We start from the raw sequence: 19190 nt of genomic DNA on the forward strand, positions 1-19190 counted from the left end.
TATACCATAGAAAAATGCATCAATGCCCATATATCGCAGTTTTCGCCAGTATAGAAAATTTGAACACAAAAAAATGGTAGCTCAGGGAGGAACCACCATTAAATCGACAATAGTTTAAACTATTATAATCATGAAATTATCAAGAAAGAGGAAACATAGGATTAATCTCCTCTTCGTACCAATGATATCACAATTACTTTCAAAATTTGACTCCTATATAAATTAAGCATAATTTTATAAATTTCTGAATAAACAGTAAAATTAGCCAAATTGGCTCTACAATAGCATTTCTCGTCAATTAAACATTTTCTATCCCATAAATCCCAAAAATATTTACCGTAAAAAGTGCAAATAATGTAATAAAAACACAATATAGTTTATTATATTGATGAGGTATAAATAATTGTATATTGTATTTGAACAAAAACTATGTCGACAAATAGATAATAAGCATAAATATTATCTATAGATTAATCCACCAATACTAATTGGCAAATACATTATAACGTTATTGGACTATACCTGTATACCACGAATGTTTTATAAAATAATATCTATATATTTTTAAAAACATCAATCAATTGTTTGAGCGTTTTATCACTTATCATGTTGTGGCGGTATACAAAAAGTATATAAAATGGCGGCAATTTTACCCCCTCAAGCTTGACTTCCTTGATTCCAGGTACTCCTTCAAATGCTGTCTGCGTTACGAAGCTGATTCCTTTATCTGCTTGAACAAGGTTTAACATCAACTTGTAATCAGCAGTTTGAAAGGTAGTATACGGGGAAACATTATAGCGTTCCTCGATATTTTGTAGAACTTGTTTGTGAACTGAACTTTCATCCAATGAGATAAAATCTTCATCAAACAATTGTTCAATCGTAGTTATTTTTGAAGTATCTCTTTTAGCTGAAGCAATAAATTTAAACTGATGCTTCTTAATGATTTGATAATCAAGATGATTTTCTTGTGGCAAGGTAGTTGTTCCTAAAAAAGATATATCTAATTTTCCATTTTTTAGTTTAGACAATAGTTCTCGAGAACCTTCGGATACTGGAACAATCGTGTTAAGCAATCCGTTTTGTTTTAATTTGTCAAAGACTTTGGGAATTAAATAATTTGTAATAATCGGTGGCCACCCCATTACAATCTTGTCTCTTTTAATACGATGCATATCTTCTTCAATTAAATCATTTTCCAGAAGTATCCTATTAATATGGACTAATAATTGCTGTCCAGCTTCAGTTAATGAAAGCGAGTTCGCATAGCTCTTCCGTTCTACTAAAGAAATACCATAAGTTTCTTCAAGTCGTTTAAGTGAATAAGTTATCGTGGGTTGACTAACTTTATAGAACTTGGCCGTTTCTGAAAAGTTCTTTAATTCAGATAATTTTTTAAAATATTGATAATCTTTTAGATTCATGTTTTTCACCTATAAATTTTATTTATTAATAATAACATATTTGACTATGTTTTTTATTATGCTGTATAGTTCCATTCGAAAGTTAATTAGGAGGCATAAAATTTATGAAATACACTGGTTTAGATTTACTAAATAATCATTTCTTAAATAAGGGCACTGCTTTTACTAAGGAAGAGAGAAAAGAAAATCATATCGAAGGCTTACTACCTCCATTTGTTCAAACATTGGACCAACAAGTAGAACAAGCCTACGAAAACTATTCCAATAAAGATACATTTCTTGCTAAGAGAATGTACTTAATGGATATTTTTAATGAAAATGTTACTTTGTTCTACAAATTGTTCAGTGAACATGTAAACGAGTTTATGCCAGTCGTTTATGATCCAACTATTGCTGATACAATCGAAAACTACAGTCACTTTTTCTTAGATCCACAAAATGCTGCATTCCTATCAATTGATGACCAAGATGATATCGAAGCTTCATTGAAGAACGCTGCTGCTGGTCGTAATATCAAGTTGATCGTTGTTACTGACGGTGAGGGAATTCTTGGTATTGGCGACTGGGGTGTTCAAGGTGTTGATATTTCAGTTGGTAAACTAATGGTTTACACAGCTGCTGCTGGCCTTGACCCAAGAACTGTTTTACCAGTTGTCTTAGATGTTGGTACAAACAGAAAATCATTACTTGATGACGACCTTTACATGGGTAATCACCACGAACGTGTTACAGGCGACAAGTACTACGACTTTGTTGACAAATTTGTTGAAACTGCCGAAGACTTATTCCCTGACATGTACTTGCACTTTGAAGACTTTGGTCGTAGCAATGCTGCCAACATCTTAAACAAGTACAAAGATAAGATTCTTACATTCAATGATGATATTCAAGGTACAGGTATTATTACACTTGCTGGTATCCTTGGTGCATTGAACATTTCTAAAGAAAAGCTTACTGACCAAGTTTATCTATCATTTGGTGCTGGTACTGCTGGTGCTGGTATTACTAAGAGAATCTTTGACTCAATGGTTGAAGAAGGCTTATCAGAAGAAGAAGCTAAGAAACACTTCTACCTCGTTGATAAGCAAGGTCTCTTGTTCGATGATACAGAAGATCTTACACCAGAACAAAAGCCATTCACTAGAAAACGTAGTGAATTTGACAATGCTGATGAATTAACAAACTTGGAAGCTGTCGTTAAAGCAGTTCACCCAACAATCTTAGTTGGTACATCAACACAACCTGGTACTTTCACAGAATCAATCATTAAAGAAATGGCCGCTCACACAGAACGTCCAATTATCTTCCCACTTTCAAATCCTACTAAATTAGCTGAAGCTAAGGCAGAAGACCTATTGAAGTGGACTGATGGTAAAGCACTTATTGCTACAGGTATTCCTGTTGATCCTATCGAATACAATGGTACTACATACAACATCGGACAAGCTAATAACGCTTTAGTATATCCTGGACTCGGTCTTGGTGCTACTGCTGTTAACGCTAAGTTGCTTAGCGATGGCATGATCAATAAAGCTGCTCACTCATTGGGTGGTATCGTTGATGCTTCAGAAGCTGGTGCTGCTGTATTGCCTCCAGTTTCAAAACTTGATAAGTTCAGTATCACAGTTGCCGAAGGGGTTGCTCAACAAGCAATTGACGAAAACTTATCAGATGCAACAGATGCTAAAAAAGCTGTTGCCGATCTAAAATGGGAACCTAAATATTAATATATAAATTTTCAAAAAAGGGGAATTAATTTATGGCTGCATTTATCACTTCATTAGAGAGTGTTGCTGAAATCGTTCTAGTTATTGCCTTGGGGTATTGGCTTAGAGGCTCAGGTAAACTAGGCGACGAATTTAAGGGTAATATTTCATTCATTATCATGAAGATTGCCTTACCTGCTTCAATCTTTGTTTCTGTTCTTAAGTATTTGACAAGAGACAAATTAGCAAGTTTATCAGGTGGTTTGGTCTTCACCTTTGCCAGTTTTACAATTGGCTACATTGTAGCTTGGCTTTTAACAAAGATCTTCCATATTAGAAAAGGACGTCGTGGTACTTTCATTAACATGTTCGTCAATGCTAATACAATCTTCATTGGCTTACCTTTAAATATGGCTTTGTTCGGTGACAAGAGTTTACCTTACTTCCTTGTTTACTATGTTATGAACACAATTTCAACTTGGGCTGTTGGTATCTTCTTCATCTCAAGTGATGATCCAACGGTTGATAAGGGTGAAAAGAAGGACTTCAACTGGAAGAAACTTCTACCTGCTCCACTTGTTGGTTTCTTAGTTTCATTAGTATTCTTACTTATTGCTATCCCAGTTCCAGAATGGATCAATAAGACCTTAGACATGGTTGGTGGTATCGTTACACCTATGTCACTTATCTACATTGGTATTATTTTAGCCGATGCTGGTTTGAAATCTATTAAGTTCGACCGCGATACAATTCTTGCCTTAATCGGTAGATTCATTATCGCCCCTGCACTTATGATTGCCATTATCTTAGTTGGTAGATCAATGACAGGTAACACATTGCCTTCACTAGAAAGCAGTTCATTCATCATTCAATCAGCTGCTCCTGGTTTAGCCGTATTGCCTATCTTGGTTGACCAATCTCATGGTGATGTCGATTACGCTACAAACCTTGTTACAACGTCAACGGTTCTCTTCGTTATCGTTGTTCCAATCTTAATGCAAATTGCAAACTTGATTTAATTATTGAAAACAATTAAAAATCACGTTCAGATCCTCCTCAAATAAAAGTAAAGAAAAAGTTCGTCAACATTCTGCGGTTGACGAACTTTTTTTGTATCTTTTCTTATTTAGGTGAAACCAATATAATCAAACGATTTACTAAGTCAGTTATTCTCTTAGCATCTTCAGCAATATCAGTACTCTTCCTATTTTTTACCGTTGAATGATTGACCTGCAATAAACTGATTGAATCTGTTTGGTCATTGAACTGCGCAATCGGCAAAACGATTTCTTGGTCATAAACAGAGATATTGCCTGATTCAACTTTAACGATATGTGACCCCTCTGGCATACTTAAAATATAGCTTTTAATTCTTTTTTGACTAAATTTATCTTGATAAAAACCATAAACAACGTTTAATTCATCCATAATATATTTAATTTCATTATTCATCTAAGCCCACTCCCTTCAAGAGGAAAACACCCTTATATTTAAGTATTACTCACTAACCAAGTAATTGACAAGTCATCGCAAGAAATAATTTTATTTTTCTAGGCTTTTCATCAAAGCATTTTCCAAACTAGGACCGTAAGTTTCTCCAAAAAGATTCAGATGAGCTAACAAATAATACGTTTGATACCAAGGAACACGCTTTTGCCAATTGTCTGCCATGGGATAGGTATCATTGTATCCTCGATAAAATTCTTCGCTGAAGCCACCAAATAATAACGTCATTGCAATGTCCATTTCGCGATTGCCAAAGAAAACATCAGGATCATACAAAATTGGCTGATGGTCGTCTTGAAAGGAAGCATTGCCATTCCACAAATCACCATGTAATAAACTAGGCGTGATGGGATTTTTTGAATAGTATTCACGAATCATTTCTTCAAATTGCTTCATCAACTTATCACGAAAACCATTCCAATTATTTTTTTGCTTAACTTGTTTGATCAATACTTCTAGACGTTGGTTGATGTAAAAGTCAGCCCAATTATCTTGCCAAGTATTGATTTTTTTATTTTTAGCGTTTAAGACATCATGATTTAAACCAAATTTTGACGCATGCTTTTGATGCATCTGAGCCACTAATTTACCTAAATCAAATTGAGACCCAGTTCCAAACTCGATATAATTCAAAATCAAATAGCCATTATTCTTGAAAGTTCCTGATTTAATCACTTGCGGAGCATTAGCTACTGAATTGATCAAATTTAAGCCTTCAATTTCATGACCAAAAAAACTTTGATCATTCTTAGGCTGAACTTTCAAAAAATAATTTTTTTGTGCTGTGGTTATTTTAAAAGCCAAATTAATATCTCCACCAGAGACTGGTTGAACTTGCTTAATATCACCTAAGTTCAATTCATCATACCAACTCTTATCAATTTGCATATCGTCACCCTTTCATCTAGCTTAATTTTAAAGATGATCTCAATTATCTTCAAGAATCAAAACTTTTTCTTGCGAGCTTATTTTACCTAGCGTATCATTAATATGATTGTTTTTTATTATATTCTCTGTTCGTCAAGTCATATTATCTGACAAGCGACTGTTCAGATAAGGAGTGACAAAATTTTGAATGATTTATTTGAAAAAGCCCCAATTCCAAAATCCTATATGCAACTGGCTATCCCAGTTGTTTTAGGAATGGTCGCTAGTATGGTTTATAACCTTGCTGACACCTTTTTCGTAGCTCAGACGGGGAACGCTGATTTGGTGGCTGGAATTGCCTTAGGTAGTCCGCTGTTCTCATTTATGTTAGCCGTTGGTGATATTTTCGGTCTCGGTGGCAGTGCTGTTATTTCACGAGTCCTTGGTAAACATGACTACAAACAAAGCGCAAGAATCAGCAGTTTTTGTTTTTACATCGCGATTGCTCTAAGTTTAGTCTTAACAGCATTACTGCTTTTCTTTGAAAGCCCAATTTTGAATCTTTTAGGTGCAACTGATGCTACTCGTCCCTACATTGCTGACTTTTATCGTGTCTTAGTTTTAGGTTCAACTTTTATTATCGTTTCGCTGGTTCCTGGTAATATTATTAGAACTGAAGGTTTAGCCCAACTTTCTATGATAGCTACCATTAGTGGAACAGTTTTAACAATTATTCTAGACCCGCTTTTCTTATTCGTTTTCCACTGGGGAGCTTCAGGAGTGGCCTTTGCTAATGTCATTGGTTACTTCGTAAATACCAGCTTATTAGTTATTTTTATGCGTCGCGCTAAATCGCTGTCTCTAGCTCCTAAATTAGCACATATTTCCCGTCCTGCTTTTAAGGAAGTCGTAGCTGTCGGGATTCCTGCCTCCTTAACCAACTTGACACAAAGTTTTGGTTTAATGTTACTAAATGTTTATTTAGCCGCTTATGGTGCTCAAGCAGTTGCTGCCATGGGAATCGTCCAAAAAGTTTATATGGTCGTAATGATGATCATGGTCGGTTTTGCCTTTGGAGCTCAACCATTGATTGGATATAATTATGGTGCCAAAAATTGGTCTCGGCTAAAAGGCATTTTACATTTCGACTTAAAAATCGAAGGCGGCTATGCTTTGGTGTGTGCGGTAATTTTAATCATTTTTTCACCACAACTGATTAAGTTGTTCATGAATCAAGCGGCCATCGTTTCAATGGGAACCGTGATGCTACGAGCTATGCTGATTACAACGCCTCTAGTTGGTTTTATTTTAGTCTTTACAACAGTTTTCCAGTCCATTGGAGCTGCAACTAGCGCTTTAATTATGGCCTTGTCACGACAAGCTGTAATTTTAGGAATCGCAATCGTTATTTTGGCAAAATTATTTGGACTTAACGGTATTATTTGGGCTCAACCAGTAGCTGATGTTTTAACCTGCTTAATTGGTTGGTATCTTTATAAAAAAGCCTTTGGCAAGAAAAAACTTGCTCAAGATTAATCAAAAGGAGCTATCTTCATTCCATTTGGAAGATAGCTCCTTTTTTACTTTTAAAATTTACTTTTGTGCTTTAATCTTTGATTGACGCATCCCTAAAATATCCGGCAAAACTACGGCCAAGATTATTAGAATCACGCCGACAATTTGTACCCAATCAACTGTTTCTCCTAGGAGAATAAAAGCCACAACGATCGATGATGGCAATTCTAATGAAGATAGAATTGGTCCAATTCCTAAATCTAAATATGGCATGAAAATTGAATAAGCCACCAGAGGAAATACCATTGAAAATAACGCAATCAAAACGCCCCCTTAATCGTTGGCAAAGTGACTGACGAATGGATTATTTGTGGCGTCCAAACAATCGTTATCAATAAGAAAGCTCCTAAACACAATAGCCAAGTCTTTGATAATGGATCCAAATTATTTCCTAAACTAGCCGTAAACTGCATCGTACAAGCGTAAGCACAAGCGGCTAAGAAACTAAACAACAAACCTAACGGTGAAATTTCTTGCGTAATAGGAAACAGCCCTGCTGCAAGAACTGTTCCCAGTAAAACTAAAATAATATTAAAAACTTGCAGGCGTGATGGCAAACGATGATGAATCACTGATCCTAACAGCGTTGATAGCCAGACAGCTTGCATTAACATAACGGCTGCTACTGCGACGGGAATCAATTTTAACGCTTGAATATAAAAAGTGTTTGTAAAACCAGATGCTGTTCCAGCAGCAATCACTAACCCAATTTGTCGCCAATTAGTATGCTGATTATGCAACCATTGACGACGAATCACTTGGATAATTCCTAATATTACTACGGCACTCAAAAATGACCAAAATAACAATGGACCATTAATGACTCCTTGATGTCGAGCAATTTTAAAGAGCGATGCTGGGATTCCAAAACTAATTGCCCCTAACCCAACAAAAACTGGTGCTAATTTTTTCAAAAAAATCATCCTTCTACTATTATATATAAATAATTCCAACGCAATTCATGTTACACGTAAATTTTCAAAACTGCTATGATTTCTCCAAATCAAAATAATAAATAAGTGCTTTACCATTTAATAGGCAAAGCACTTATTTATTATTTCGTATTTTTGATCAAGCGAGCAATATTTTCTGCCACTTGTTGAACGTTCTTATCTGTATTTTGAATAGCATCTGATAAACTTTCTACACCCGGAACACAAGTGAAGATAGCATCAATTCCTAATGGATAAAGTTCAGAGATTTTCTCACCAATCGAACCAGCAATTGCAATGACAGTTGCCTCAGGATTAACAGCTTTCGTTGCTTTAGCGACTCCAATCGGAGTTTTGCCAAATTTAGTTTGAAAATCAATCTGACCTTCACCAGTTATAACGACATCGGCATCTTTAACTTTTTCTTTTAAATCAGTGAAGTCAATCACGATATCGACTCCAGATTCTAATTTAGAATCAGTAAATGCCAATAAGCCCGCACCTAAACCACCAGCAGCACCAGCACCAGGCACATTTTCCAAATCCTTATTTAAATCACGTTTTAAAATATCAGCATAATGCGATAAAGCGTGATCTAAAAACTCGACCATTTCCGGATTTGCACCTTTTTGAGGTCCAAAGACATGACTAGCACCATTTGGTCCAGTTAAAGGATTAGTCACATCTGAAGCAATAATCACTTTAACATCCTCTAAGGATGCCATTTTTGAAGTATCGATATGGTCTAACTTCACCAAATTGGCTCCACCAAAACTCAATTCCTCACCTTGATTATCTAACAAATGGGCTCCTAATGCTTGTGCCATTCCAGCTCCACCATCATTTGTTGCCGAACCACCAATACCAATAATGATAGTCTTAGCGCCACGGTCAATTGCCGACTTCATTAGTTCGCCAGTCCCAAATGTCGTCGTAATATATGGATTTTGAGTAAATTGATTGATATATTGAATCCCACTGGCTTCGGCCATTTCAATGACAGCTACTTTTCCATCATTTATCAAGCCATATTTAGCAGTAGTCTTTTTACCTAATGGATTAGTCACCGTTTCGGCGATAATTTGACCATTTTTAGCATCGACTAATGATTGAACAGTCCCTTCACCGCCATCTGCCATTGGTACATTAAGATACTTTGCATCAGGATAGACTTTTTCAAATCCTTTACGCATTGATTGAGCAACTTGTTTAGCTGTCAAAGAATTCTTATAAGAATCTGGTGCTAAAACAATTTTCATTTACTTCACCCCTAAAACAAATTTCCGTACATTAATGTTGCGACGATCGTCATTGAAAGTCCAACTAGCATTTCCCAAAAGACAACTGTCATTCTTTCCTTGAAATGCATGTTGACTGCTTCAGCTGTGACGTGGAAATAATTACCATGTGGCAATTGATCGATAACAGTAGCACCAGTATGAACCATAGCTGCTGCACCAGTTCCAGAAATTCCCAAAGACATAATCGACTTGCTAAAGGAATTAGAAGCTAAGATAACACCAGTTGAAGTTGAAGCCGTAGCTGCAGCCATTAAGATTCCGGCGATTGGCGCTAAGAAAGTTCCGGAGATTCCAGAAATTTGAACGACTGAAACCACCTTTTGTGGCAAATTAGAAGCTGAAACTAAGCCAGCTATTGCACCAGCTCCGATTAAAATCATAACAACATCTGTCATTCGAGCAAGTCCTCTAGCCATGTACTTCAAAAATTTCTTTTGTTGTCTCATCGCTAAAGTACCGATCAATCCAGCAATTGGCAAAATATACATTGCATCAAGATTAAATGACGCCAAAACCTTTATTCCTAAAATATCGCCAACTGGCGTAATCAATAATAAGATAACGGCAACTAATGGCGTCACAATAGCTGCTTTTAAGCTGGGTAGATTCTTTGTTTCTTTAGTTTCGGTTTTATTTGTTTTAGGAACGAAACTACCTTTATTCTTAATTAAAGTTGCCAAAATAACTGTCACGATCAGACCAACAATTGCAGGAATAAAATCGGCAATCATTACTTGTGATAATTCGACATTGAAGCCCTTTGCGGCTGCAATGGTATTGGGATTAGGTGAAATAACATTTCCAGCTTTCCCACCACCAGATAAAGCAACTAATAAGGATAATTTGCTGTAATGCATTTTTTGACCAACTTCTAAAGCAATTGGCGCAACAATCAAGACAGCAACAGGAATAAAGATTCCTACACCTGTCAATACCATCGTCGACAATGCTAATGCAAGAATTGCCAACTTATCGCTGAAATGATTGACGATATTAGAGGCAATTACATTTGCAGCGCCAGACTCCATCATGACTCCAGCTAAAACTCCAGCTGCAATTACTCGAATAATAGTCCCCATGACACCAGAACTACCTTTAACAATCGTATCAGTTGTTTGTGACAAGGACATACCTCCGAGTAGACAACCAACGATAGCACCAAAAATCAAGGCATACACTGGATTAACTTTAAATAGAATCAATCCAATCGCCAAAAGCAGCCCTAATAAGGCCGCCCACCAAGCAATAACCATTATATAAAAACATCCCTTCTCAACAAATATTGAGTCAATTGTTAACTATTGAACAATTGATTAACGTGTGTATAATACCGTGATAAAAGGGCAAAATCAATGTGCATTTGCACAAAGTTATTTGTAATTAACGTTGTATTTGTTATCCAAATGGCTTTAAATCAACAACACTATTTTGGTAATTTATTTTAATTTTTTAATCTGCACAAATTGAGGTTGACTTGTCAACAAGTACAAGTTTGCACGTTATTTAACAAGCAAAAATCAATCTAAACGTACACAAATCTTTAAAACAAGGTAAAATGTTCATAATAATTAAATTAATTGTAAACGAAGGAAATAACATGAAATTAGATCCCAATTTGGCTCAAACGATTGTTGATAAAATGATGGAAAATATCCCTTATAATATCAACATGATGAATGAAAAAGGCGTCATCATCGCTAGTGGCGACAAAAAACGTCTTAATTCACTCCACATTGGTGCTATTGACACTATCAAGAGCGGTAAAACTAAACCAATGATTGAATCATATGGTAAATTTGGACAACCTGGAGTTAACATTCCAGTTGAATTTAAACATCAAACAATTGGCGTCATTGGTATCACTGGCGACCCAAAAAAAGTGACTCCTCTAGCCTCTCTATTAAAGGTCTCAACTGAATTATTGATTTCTCAACTCAATGATTCAAAATTAGAAAATCAGCACAAAGAAACCCTCAATCATTTCCTTTACCAGTGGACCAATACTGATAACGTATTAGAAAATGATGAATTAAGTATCCGTGCTCATTCTTTAAATATTGATTTATCATTGCCACGTTTTGCTGTGATCATTGAGACTAATAATACCAACGGCCTCATCATCAATCAAAGCGACTTCCACTTCAATCAGACTGCTGAGCAAATTTTGATTATTACCAAGAAGCAAGAAAATATTGAATACTATTTAGCCTTTTGTCAAAAAAATCATTTTCCTATTGGCATCAGCAACCGGGGGTATAACCTCAAGCAAGCTGTTAAAGAAGCTCAGGCGACAATTAAAGTCACTAAAGAATTGAATCTGACTAATATCTATTATTTTCAACAAATCAAATTCTCAAATGAATTGCTCAACAGCAACCTGTATTCTGACAAATATTTGAGTGTCTTCAAGAATTTTCTCAAAACTAAATCAGGCAATGAATTACTGGAAACATTGGAATGTTACTTTAAGCATAACGGTAACGTAACGGATACGTCACAAGCCCTTCAGGTTCACCGAAATACCACAAACTACCGTCTCAATAAAATATCAGAATTTTTTGAATTGAACTTACATGATTTAACCGATATTTTTCAACTCTATATCAATTTCTTACAATTCAAAAAACAACAGTATCACAAGAAATAGTTGCTTCTTTTAAGTGGACATTTTTTCACTTTATGCTTAAAATTTGTGTGACTAAAAATGTATTGCGAGGTTTAAATAATGGTCTTAATGAATCTTAATTACAGAACAAATTACTTACATACTTACTTTAAAACGACTGTCGTTTTACCAGACACCAACAAATCTGACTATACGACTGTTTGGCTGTTGCATGGCTATACCGGAGACGATACTGCTTGGATCCGGCATGTAAATATTGAACAACTAGCTCGTAAGCACAACTGGGCTATCATAATGCCAGAGGCTAGAAACTCATTTTATTCTGATTCTAACTTTATCCCCTACTATTCTTATTTCATTGAAGAATTCATCCCTAAAATGCAGCATATTTTACCTATCTCAACTAAACGAGAAAAGAATTACATCGTCGGCTCCAGTATGGGTGGCTATGGAGCATTAAAAATTGCTTTTATGAATAATGACATTTTCAGTAAAGTCGCTGCACTTTCACCAATCACTGACATTGAACACTTTCGCGATAATCCTAAGAGCCCAATGGATAAAAAGACCTTTGACAGTATTTTCGACAGCCCTGAAAAGGTTGCTCAAAATCAGTTGATCAATATTTACAACAATCGCCAACCTAAACAACAAATTCTAACTCTATGTGGCGATAGTGATTTTATGCATGAAGACAATATTATGTTTAAGAATTTTTTATCGATTCATGCTAAAGGTAGATATACTTGGATGCCAGTTGAGGGCGATCACTCTTGGAAAACTTGGAGTCAAAATATTGATCGAGTTTTTGACTGGTTATCTTAATTTTTACCGATATATTTTATTTTGCAATCGACGTCTAAGCCTACTTTGAGAGTATTTATAATCAAAAACAACTTGTTATTTTTAATATCTAATCGAACCAATTACGAGTAAATTAATAATTGGATTTAAGATAGTTCTTTACATCGAAAGGAAAATGACAAGATGAATTTAATTCAGTTACATGATTTTATAAAAGAAAATTACGAAGATGGTACATTTCAAAGTACTCAAGATTCTTATCGTCAAGTCAAAAATGACTATCAAGCCTCAAAGGATTTTCATGCCAGTACTGAAGACGATTATCAATTAGGTTATCAACAAGCAATGTCAGATTATCGAAGAGATCATGCTTTTCGTTACTATCCAAAGAGTTTGCTACGTTTTGCCAATGAAATTTCTGATAATAAACTAATCGAAATCACTAATTTTATTGATGGATATAAAAATGCACAAAAAGATATTTCCAAAAAACTATAACTATAAAAAGCATAACTATAAAAGAAGAGAATGAGACATTACGCCCCATTCTCTTTTTTTATTATTAATATCAATTTGAGTAAAAAAAACAAACTAGAAATATTCCAGTTTGCCTTTTTTATATTACCAAACGAATAATCCTACAAAAGCAGCTGACAATAATGATACTAAGATACCTGATAGCAACATATAGCCAACGTTTTTTGAAATAACATCATTCTTTTCTTTATCAACAATGCCCTTGAAACAACCAATAATCATTCCTAGAGTCGAGAAGTTTGCGAATGAAGTGATGAAGACTGTTAAAACAGCCTTAAAGTGAGGGTCAAAATTCTTGATAATTCCTGTAACTTTACCCATAACGACAAATTCATTCGTTACTAATTTTGTACCCATATATTGAGCCATTTGGAAAGAATCATGTGAACTCAGTCCTAACAGCCAAGCAAATGGATACATAATAATTCCTAAAATATGTTCTAAAGTTAACCATGGATTAACTAATTGTAAAATTTTATCGATTAAAGCTGCTAAAGCAACAAACGCAATTACGTTAGCGGCAATAATTAAAATCAAACGACCGGCTCCTAAAATTGAGTCACCTAAGAATGAGAAGAAAGGTTCTTTTTTGCCACCCTCGCCTTGGCCATTCAATTTGGCGATGGTATCTTCTTCAGGCGTGACAGTTACTGGGTTCAATAAACTCGTTACAATAATTGCATTGATAATATTGATGGGAATAGCCGTCAGAATAAATCTTCCTGGCATCATCTGAATATAAGAACCGATAATTGATGCCGTGACACAACTCATTGACATCATAGCCAAAGTGACATTTCTTTGAGCTTTGATTTGCTTTAATTGCAAACTTGAAACTGCCAAGGCCTCTGTATTACCTAAAAACATCATTTCAACTGCAAAGAATGATTCAAACTTTGGTTGACCAGTAATAAAGGATAATCCTTTACCGATCCACTTAATAATAAATGGTAGAACTCCAATGTATGTCAAAATATCAAATAATGGCACAATCAACAAAATTGGAAGTAAAGCACTTGTAACGAAATCCATGCTCTTGACATGGACCCAACTTGGTAGAGCAAATTCAATTCCGACGTAAGCAACTTGTACTAACCAGTTGAATCCATCAGCGGCACCAGAGACGATTGCACGTCCAACTGCAAAACTAGTTAAGAACCAAGCCAAAACTAAATTTAAAGCGACCATAATGGCAATCGACTTCCATCGAATTTCTTTTTTATTCTTAGAAAAGAGAAATCCAATCGCTAGAAAGACGATTACTCCTAAAGCGTTAACTACTAAGTACATACTCATTATATATACCTAACCCCTTTATAAATTTAGAAGTTGCCAATGCTAGATTATTCACTTCTTCAATTAATATTACATGGCGTAAAAATGAAAGTAAATAAATTTAACAAATGTGAACCAATTAAATCGTCTTCATTTTTAAATTAATTATATTGGCTATATAATAATAGTGTTAGCAGTTTCATAACATGAAATATATTCAATAAATAATTATTTGAAGAAATGAGGCAAAATATTGAAGTCAATCACATTCAATCAACAAAAAACGTCAGCTATCGGTATTGGTACTTGGCACATTGGCGAGGGCGATGCCAATAAAACTGAATCAGAAATCAAAGCTCTCCAATATGGACTAGATAATGGCATCAATCTTATCGATACCGCTGAAATGTACGGTGAGGGATTATCGGAAACATTAATCGGCAATGCCATTAAAGACTACGACCGAAGTAAATTTCAATTAATTTCAAAATTTTATCCCTATCACGCGACTGAGAAATTGATTGAAAAAAGTTTAAAAGCTAGTCTGAAACGTCTTCAAACTGATTACCTAGATTTGTACCTATTGCATTGGCGCGGTCAAACTCCTTTAGCTGAAACTGTTAATGGATTAGAGAAAATGGTCAAAGCTGGATTAATTAAAAACTGGGGCGTTTCTAATTTTGATCTCAATGATTTAAAGGAATTAGACTCAATTTCTCATGGTTCAAACTGTCGCATCAATGAAGATTTATATAATATCAGCAGTCGTTCAATTGAATATTCGATTCTACCTTGGCAAAAAGAGCATCAAATGTCATTTGTCGGCTATTCTCCTTTTGGATCAGATGGCGGACAATATCTAAAGATTAAGCCCGTTATTAAAGAGATGGCCCAACAAAAACACATTACCGTTCATCAATTGCTTTTAGCCTGGGTCTTAAGAAATCATGATGTACTCAGTATCCCAAAGACATCTTCAGTTGAACATATGAAAAGTAATCTTTTCGCTGTTGATGTTGAATTTTCTCAATCAGAATTGGATCTTTTGGATGAATCTTACCCTAAGCCTAATGAAAATTCTCAATTAGAAATAATTTGATTCATAGCTACTAAAAGCCTCGACTATTTTTCAATAATCGAGGTTTATTTTTTACTCTAATTTTATTTCCAAATTAATCATTTCTAAAATATCTTCAGCACATTCCGAGCCTTTGTTGCCAGCTTTACCGCCTGCTCGATCTAAGGCTTGAGCCATATTTTCTGTTGTCAAGACACCATAAGTCAGTGGAACTTTTCCATTCAAGGAAGTTTGAGCAATTCCGCTGGCAGATTGAGCACATACATAATCAAAATGAGCTGTTTGACCTTTAACTACAGCACCTAAAGTAATGATTCCATCGTAATTTCTTTGTTGAGAAATCAACCTAGCTATTCTTGGTATTTCCATGGCTCCAGGTACTTGAAAAGTTTTAATATCAGAAGCATTAACTCCACTTTGTTCTAATTTTGCAACTGCTCCATCAATCAACCGATCAGTCACGATTTGATTGAATCTTGAGACAACGATTGCTATTTTTAAACCTTGTCCTTTGATTTCACCTATTACTGGTCTCATTATTCCACGTCCTTTAACATATGATTAAATTTGTTCTTCTTTGTTTGTAAATACTTCAAATCAATTTCATTAGGTACTATTTCTAAGGGAATTCTTTTAGTAACCTTGATTCCTAAACGTTCTAATTGATTAATTTTGTCAGGATTATTAGTCATTAAAGATACTTCATTAATCTGCAATTTATTCAATAAATTAACCGCTAAACCGTAGTTTCTAGCATCAGCTTTAAATCCTAATTTTAAATTAGCTTCCACTGTGTCATTGCCTTCATCTTGCAAACGGTAAGCTTTTAACTTATTGATTAAACCAATTCCACGACCTTCTTGATGAAGATAGATCAACATTCCAGAACCATTATTTTCAATTTTTTTGAGTGATTCCTCCAACTGGGCACCGCAATCGCAACGTTTAGAACCAAAGATATCGCCTGTAAAGCATTCTGAATGGATTCTTAGTAATGAATCAGCCTTCAATTGTCCTTTATAAATTAAAAGGATTGACTTATCATCCTTAGTCAGATACGAACGTAGTCGAAAATGCCCATAACGCGTGGGTAAATCTACATCAGAATCTTCCTTTAACAAATCTTGTTCCGTCATATAACGATATTCAATTAAATCATGAATTGTAATTAAGTTAAGATGCCATTTTTTTGCTAATGGTCGCAAATCTTTTAAACGCGCCATCGTGCCATCTTTTTTAATAACTTCGCAAATGTAAGAGACTGGATTGGCTCCAGCAATTTTTGCTAAATCGACTGCGGCTTCAGTATGTCCAGTTCTTTGCATAACGCCGTTATCTTTTGCTACCAGTGGGAAAATGTGCCCTGGATGATAAAAATCTTGAGCTTGACTGGTAGGATTGGCCAATTGAGAGATTGTTTTGGCACGATCAAAAGCTGAAATTCCAGTCGTTGTCGTCTTCACATCTGTACTAATGGTAAAAGCTGTATTAAATGCATCGTGAGATTTGGTCATTGGTTCAAGATTTAATCGAGTAGCAAATTCTTTACTCATGGGGACGCAGAGTAAGCCCCTTGCGTGAGTAATCATAAAATTGACATTTTCGGGTTTGACAAAATCAGCTAAACCAATCATATCTCCTTCTGACTCTCGATCTGGCGAATCAGCCACGATAATTAATTTTCCGGCTTTTAAATCTTCAATGGCTATTTTGACTTTTTCTATAATTTGATTACGCATGAGAATTCTCCTTAGCAACTTGATTTAAAATATATTTTGCAAGAATATCTGTTTCAAGATTGACGGTTTGATTGATTTGTAAACTTCCTAAAACAGTTTTTTCATGAGTGTAAGGTATAATGCCCACACTAAATTTATCCTCTTTGACATCAATAATCGTTAAACTGACGCCGTCGAGTGCCACAGAGCCTTTTTCAACTAAATATGGTTGATATTTTTCATCAATTGAAAATGTTAAGAGAGTAGAATTTCTATCTGCTTTTTTAGCCAACAACTGGCTCGTCGTATCAACATGCCCTAAAACAAAATGACCATCAAATCGTTTTTTGACTTGCATAGCTAATTCTAAATTAACCAAGCTACCAACTTTAAAATCTCTAATGTTACTCCTTGAATACGTCTCTGGCATTACATCAACGCTAAATTCATCCTTTGAGAAATTGGTAACTGTGAGGCAAATACCATCAATAGCAACGCTTTCCCCTTTTTTTAAACTTGAAAATTTATTTTCAACGATTAACTGATAATTGCCTTTAGTATGTTCGATGCCGTATATTTTGCCGATATTTTGCACAATACCTGTAAACATTATTTTTTCCTCCAAGTTGATATCCTGATGTTGTCTCCTAAAAATTTGTATTTAGGTTTTTGAAATTCAATTGTTTTAATTTGTTGATTTTGACCGTTACATGCTCCCAAACCATTGCCAAATATCATTGGTGCTAGATAAATTACTAAATGATCAATCATACCTGCCTGAGCAAACTCGCTTTGAATTTTACTGCCACCTTCAACCAGCAAGGCTTGAATTTTTTTCTCATTCAACAAATTTAGAATATTTTTGACATTCCAATCGCCAACAAAAACCTCCACATTATCAGGCAAATTACGGTGGGCTTTGGTTTCGCTTAAAAACCAAATTTTGGCTTGATTTTCAAAGATCCTTTTTGATAAATCAACTGAATTAACATCTCTGACTAAAACAATTCTAACCGGCGGAAATTTCATTTTTTTATTACGAACTGTTAATTGCGGATTATCAGTCTTGAAAGTATTTTCACCAATCAAAACAGCTTGGTTATTACTACGTAAATCCTGTGCATCGTCATACGCAATTGAATTAGATATTAATGAGCGCTCGTTTGAAAATTTGTTAATTTTTCCATCCAAAGTCATTGCATATTTTAAAGTCACTAAAGGACGATGATTATTAAAAGAAAACATATAAGCTTGATTCAGGTCCGTTTTTATATTTAAGTTTTCAACTTCTATCCCGTGATCTTTTAAATATTTGACTCCGTGCCCACTTACCAAAGGATTAGGATCAAGACTTCCTATCACGACTTTTTTCAATCCAACTTCAACAATTCGTTGAACGCATGGTGGTGTCTTGCCAAAATGAGAGCACGGTTCCAAAGTTACAAAAATCGTTGCGCCTTTTGCCATTGATATATTTTTTAAATTGTTTAAAGTATTGATTTCGGCATGTTCATGACCAAAAGTTTGATGATGACCACTAGCTAAAACCTGACTATCTTTGACGATTACAGCACCAACTTTTGGATTAAGCCAAGTATCCGTTCCTTTCCTAGCTTCATCAAAAGCTAATTTCATAAAATCATTCATAATAATCCTATTCACCCCACAAAAAAAGGGCTGTACGATAAATAAAGTTGATAGGTATTTTGCCATAAACTTTATTTTTGTATACCATTTATTAGTAATAACCATTTAAGAACACCAAAAAAGGACACCATTCATGCCCTTTAGATGTTCGACCCTCTACAGCTTCACAATGAAAGGAATTTGAATGATGCCCT

17 protein-coding genes and 1 pseudogene are annotated in these 19190 nt (G+C 34.9%); 7 read left to right on the forward strand and 11 right to left on the reverse strand.

Translation table 11 applies throughout. The features are described from left to right. Window positions 1-554: 554 nt before the first annotated feature. Window positions 555-1424: a LysR family transcriptional regulator gene (locus tag FHL05_RS05010; protein WP_153384265.1), complete on the reverse strand. Its 870-nt coding sequence runs from the start codon at window positions 1422-1424 to the stop codon at window positions 555-557. Between the two features lie 104 nt (window positions 1425-1528). Here FHL05_RS05010 and FHL05_RS05015 point away from each other — a divergent pair, with 104 nt between their 5' ends. Then, a complete protein-coding gene (locus FHL05_RS05015; RefSeq protein WP_153384266.1) occupies window positions 1529-3151 on the forward strand; it encodes a malolactic enzyme in 1623 nt (540 codons plus the stop codon). 32 nt (window positions 3152-3183) lie between these two features. After that, complete coding sequence (locus FHL05_RS05020; protein ID WP_153522190.1) at window positions 3184-4149, forward strand: AEC family transporter; 966 nt, start codon at window positions 3184-3186, stop codon at window positions 4147-4149. Window positions 4150-4252: 103 nt separating this feature from the next. Here FHL05_RS05020 and FHL05_RS05025 read toward each other — a convergent pair whose 3' ends face one another. Both FHL05_RS05025 and FHL05_RS05030 read right to left on the reverse strand, forming a co-directional pair. Continuing rightward, a complete protein-coding gene (locus FHL05_RS05025; protein ID WP_153384268.1) occupies window positions 4253-4582 on the reverse strand; it encodes a hypothetical protein in 330 nt (109 codons plus the stop codon). A gap of 90 nt (window positions 4583-4672) precedes the next feature. Next, window positions 4673-5524, reverse strand: coding sequence for a fructosamine kinase family protein (locus FHL05_RS05030; RefSeq protein ID WP_153522192.1), 852 nt, complete (start codon window positions 5522-5524; stop codon window positions 4673-4675). Window positions 5525-5707: 183 nt separating this feature from the next. On the opposite strand from FHL05_RS05030, the gene FHL05_RS05035 reads away from it, so the two are divergent. Then, window positions 5708-7039, forward strand: coding sequence for an MATE family efflux transporter (locus tag FHL05_RS05035; protein ID WP_153522194.1), 1332 nt, complete (start codon window positions 5708-5710; stop codon window positions 7037-7039). Window positions 7040-7096: 57 nt separating this feature from the next. Here FHL05_RS05035 and FHL05_RS05040 read toward each other — a convergent pair. From FHL05_RS05040 to FHL05_RS05050, 3 genes and pseudogenes are all read right to left on the reverse strand, one after another. Continuing rightward, window positions 7097-7992: pseudogene (locus tag FHL05_RS05040) on the reverse strand (EamA family transporter). 140 nt (window positions 7993-8132) lie between these two features. Beyond that, window positions 8133-9269 (reverse strand): glycerate kinase family protein, encoded by a 1137-nt coding sequence (locus FHL05_RS05045; protein ID WP_153384271.1) that lies wholly within the window; start codon window positions 9267-9269, stop codon window positions 8133-8135. 11 nt (window positions 9270-9280) lie between these two features. After that, a complete protein-coding gene (locus FHL05_RS05050; protein WP_153384272.1) occupies window positions 9281-10564 on the reverse strand; it encodes a GntP family permease in 1284 nt (427 codons plus the stop codon). A gap of 344 nt (window positions 10565-10908) precedes the next feature. On the opposite strand from FHL05_RS05050, the gene FHL05_RS05055 reads away from it, so the two are divergent. The 3 genes from FHL05_RS05055 (at window position 10909) to FHL05_RS05065 (ending at window position 13239) form a co-directional block, all read left to right on the forward strand. Beyond that, window positions 10909-11958 carry a CdaR family transcriptional regulator gene (locus FHL05_RS05055; RefSeq protein ID WP_162000216.1) on the forward strand — a complete coding sequence of 350 codons (1050 nt, stop codon included), beginning with the start codon at window positions 10909-10911 and terminating at the stop codon, window positions 11956-11958. Between the two features lie 78 nt (window positions 11959-12036). Beyond that, window positions 12037-12762, forward strand: coding sequence for an alpha/beta hydrolase (locus tag FHL05_RS05060; protein WP_153384274.1), 726 nt, complete (start codon window positions 12037-12039; stop codon window positions 12760-12762). Window positions 12763-12924: 162 nt separating this feature from the next. After that, window positions 12925-13239, forward strand: a complete 315-nt coding sequence (locus FHL05_RS05065) for a hypothetical protein (RefSeq protein ID WP_153384275.1) — start codon at window positions 12925-12927, stop codon at window positions 13237-13239. Window positions 13240-13362: 123 nt separating this feature from the next. Here FHL05_RS05065 and FHL05_RS05070 read toward each other — a convergent pair whose 3' ends face one another. Further along, complete coding sequence (locus FHL05_RS05070) at window positions 13363-14568, reverse strand: NupC/NupG family nucleoside CNT transporter (RefSeq protein WP_153384440.1); 1206 nt, start codon at window positions 14566-14568, stop codon at window positions 13363-13365. Window positions 14569-14806: 238 nt separating this feature from the next. Between FHL05_RS05070 and FHL05_RS05075 the strand changes: the two genes are divergently transcribed. Then, window positions 14807-15652, forward strand: a complete 846-nt coding sequence (locus FHL05_RS05075) for an aldo/keto reductase (protein WP_153384276.1) — start codon at window positions 14807-14809, stop codon at window positions 15650-15652. 51 nt (window positions 15653-15703) lie between these two features. Here FHL05_RS05075 and ribH read toward each other — a convergent pair whose 3' ends face one another. The 4 genes from ribH to ribD are packed head-to-tail and all read right to left on the reverse strand — an operon-like array spanning window position 15704 to window position 18996. After that, window positions 15704-16168 (reverse strand): 6,7-dimethyl-8-ribityllumazine synthase, encoded by a 465-nt coding sequence (gene ribH / locus FHL05_RS05080; RefSeq protein ID WP_153384277.1) that lies wholly within the window; start codon window positions 16166-16168, stop codon window positions 15704-15706. Continuing rightward, window positions 16168-17370 (reverse strand): GTP cyclohydrolase II, encoded by a 1203-nt coding sequence (gene ribA / locus FHL05_RS05085; protein WP_153384278.1) that lies wholly within the window; start codon window positions 17368-17370, stop codon window positions 16168-16170. The genes ribH and ribA overlap by 1 nt, the downstream gene beginning before the upstream one ends. Beyond that, window positions 17363-17959 carry a riboflavin synthase gene (gene ribE / locus FHL05_RS05090; RefSeq protein WP_153384279.1) on the reverse strand — a complete coding sequence of 199 codons (597 nt, stop codon included), beginning with the start codon at window positions 17957-17959 and terminating at the stop codon, window positions 17363-17365. Before ribE ends, ribA begins: the two co-directional genes overlap by 8 nt. Beyond that, window positions 17959-18996, reverse strand: coding sequence for a bifunctional diaminohydroxyphosphoribosylaminopyrimidine deaminase/5-amino-6-(5-phosphoribosylamino)uracil reductase RibD (gene ribD, locus FHL05_RS05095; RefSeq protein WP_193563028.1), 1038 nt, complete (start codon window positions 18994-18996; stop codon window positions 17959-17961). The genes ribE and ribD overlap by 1 nt, the downstream gene beginning before the upstream one ends. Between the last annotated feature and the right edge of the window lie 194 nt (window positions 18997-19190).

The sequence above is a fragment of the Companilactobacillus halodurans genome, from assembly GCF_009600995.1.
Lineage (GTDB): Bacteria > Bacillota > Bacilli > Lactobacillales > Lactobacillaceae > Companilactobacillus > Companilactobacillus halodurans.

What these genes read in the sequence shown, in the direction of transcription:
- FHL05_RS05015 (WP_153384266.1), top strand. Translation starts at nt 1,529, where the DNA reads ATGAAATACACTGGTTTAGATTTACTAAATAATCATTTCTTAAATAAG.
- ribA (WP_153384278.1), bottom strand. Translation starts at nt 17,370, where the DNA reads ATGCGTAATCAAATTATAGAAAAAGTCAAAATAGCCATTGAAGATTTA.
- FHL05_RS05065 (WP_153384275.1), top strand. Translation starts at nt 12,925, where the DNA reads ATGAATTTAATTCAGTTACATGATTTTATAAAAGAAAATTACGAAGAT.
- FHL05_RS05030 (WP_153522192.1), bottom strand. Translation starts at nt 5,524, where the DNA reads ATGCAAATTGATAAGAGTTGGTATGATGAATTGAACTTAGGTGATATT.
- ribE (WP_153384279.1), bottom strand. Translation starts at nt 17,959, where the DNA reads ATGTTTACAGGTATTGTGCAAAATATCGGCAAAATATACGGCATCGAA.
- ribD (WP_193563028.1), bottom strand. Translation starts at nt 18,996, where the DNA reads ATGAATGATTTTATGAAATTAGCTTTTGATGAAGCTAGGAAAGGAACG.
- FHL05_RS05070 (WP_153384440.1), bottom strand. Translation starts at nt 14,568, where the DNA reads ATGTACTTAGTAGTTAACGCTTTAGGAGTAATCGTCTTTCTAGCGATT.
- FHL05_RS05045 (WP_153384271.1), bottom strand. Translation starts at nt 9,269, where the DNA reads ATGAAAATTGTTTTAGCACCAGATTCTTATAAGAATTCTTTGACAGCT.
- FHL05_RS05010 (WP_153384265.1), bottom strand. Translation starts at nt 1,424, where the DNA reads ATGAATCTAAAAGATTATCAATATTTTAAAAAATTATCTGAATTAAAG.
- FHL05_RS05020 (WP_153522190.1), top strand. Translation starts at nt 3,184, where the DNA reads ATGGCTGCATTTATCACTTCATTAGAGAGTGTTGCTGAAATCGTTCTA.
- FHL05_RS05055 (WP_162000216.1), top strand. Translation starts at nt 10,909, where the DNA reads ATGAAATTAGATCCCAATTTGGCTCAAACGATTGTTGATAAAATGATG.
- ribH (WP_153384277.1), bottom strand. Translation starts at nt 16,168, where the DNA reads ATGAGACCAGTAATAGGTGAAATCAAAGGACAAGGTTTAAAAATAGCA.
- FHL05_RS05025 (WP_153384268.1), bottom strand. Translation starts at nt 4,582, where the DNA reads ATGAATAATGAAATTAAATATATTATGGATGAATTAAACGTTGTTTAT.
- FHL05_RS05060 (WP_153384274.1), top strand. Translation starts at nt 12,037, where the DNA reads ATGGTCTTAATGAATCTTAATTACAGAACAAATTACTTACATACTTAC.
- FHL05_RS05050 (WP_153384272.1), bottom strand. Translation starts at nt 10,564, where the DNA reads ATGGTTATTGCTTGGTGGGCGGCCTTATTAGGGCTGCTTTTGGCGATT.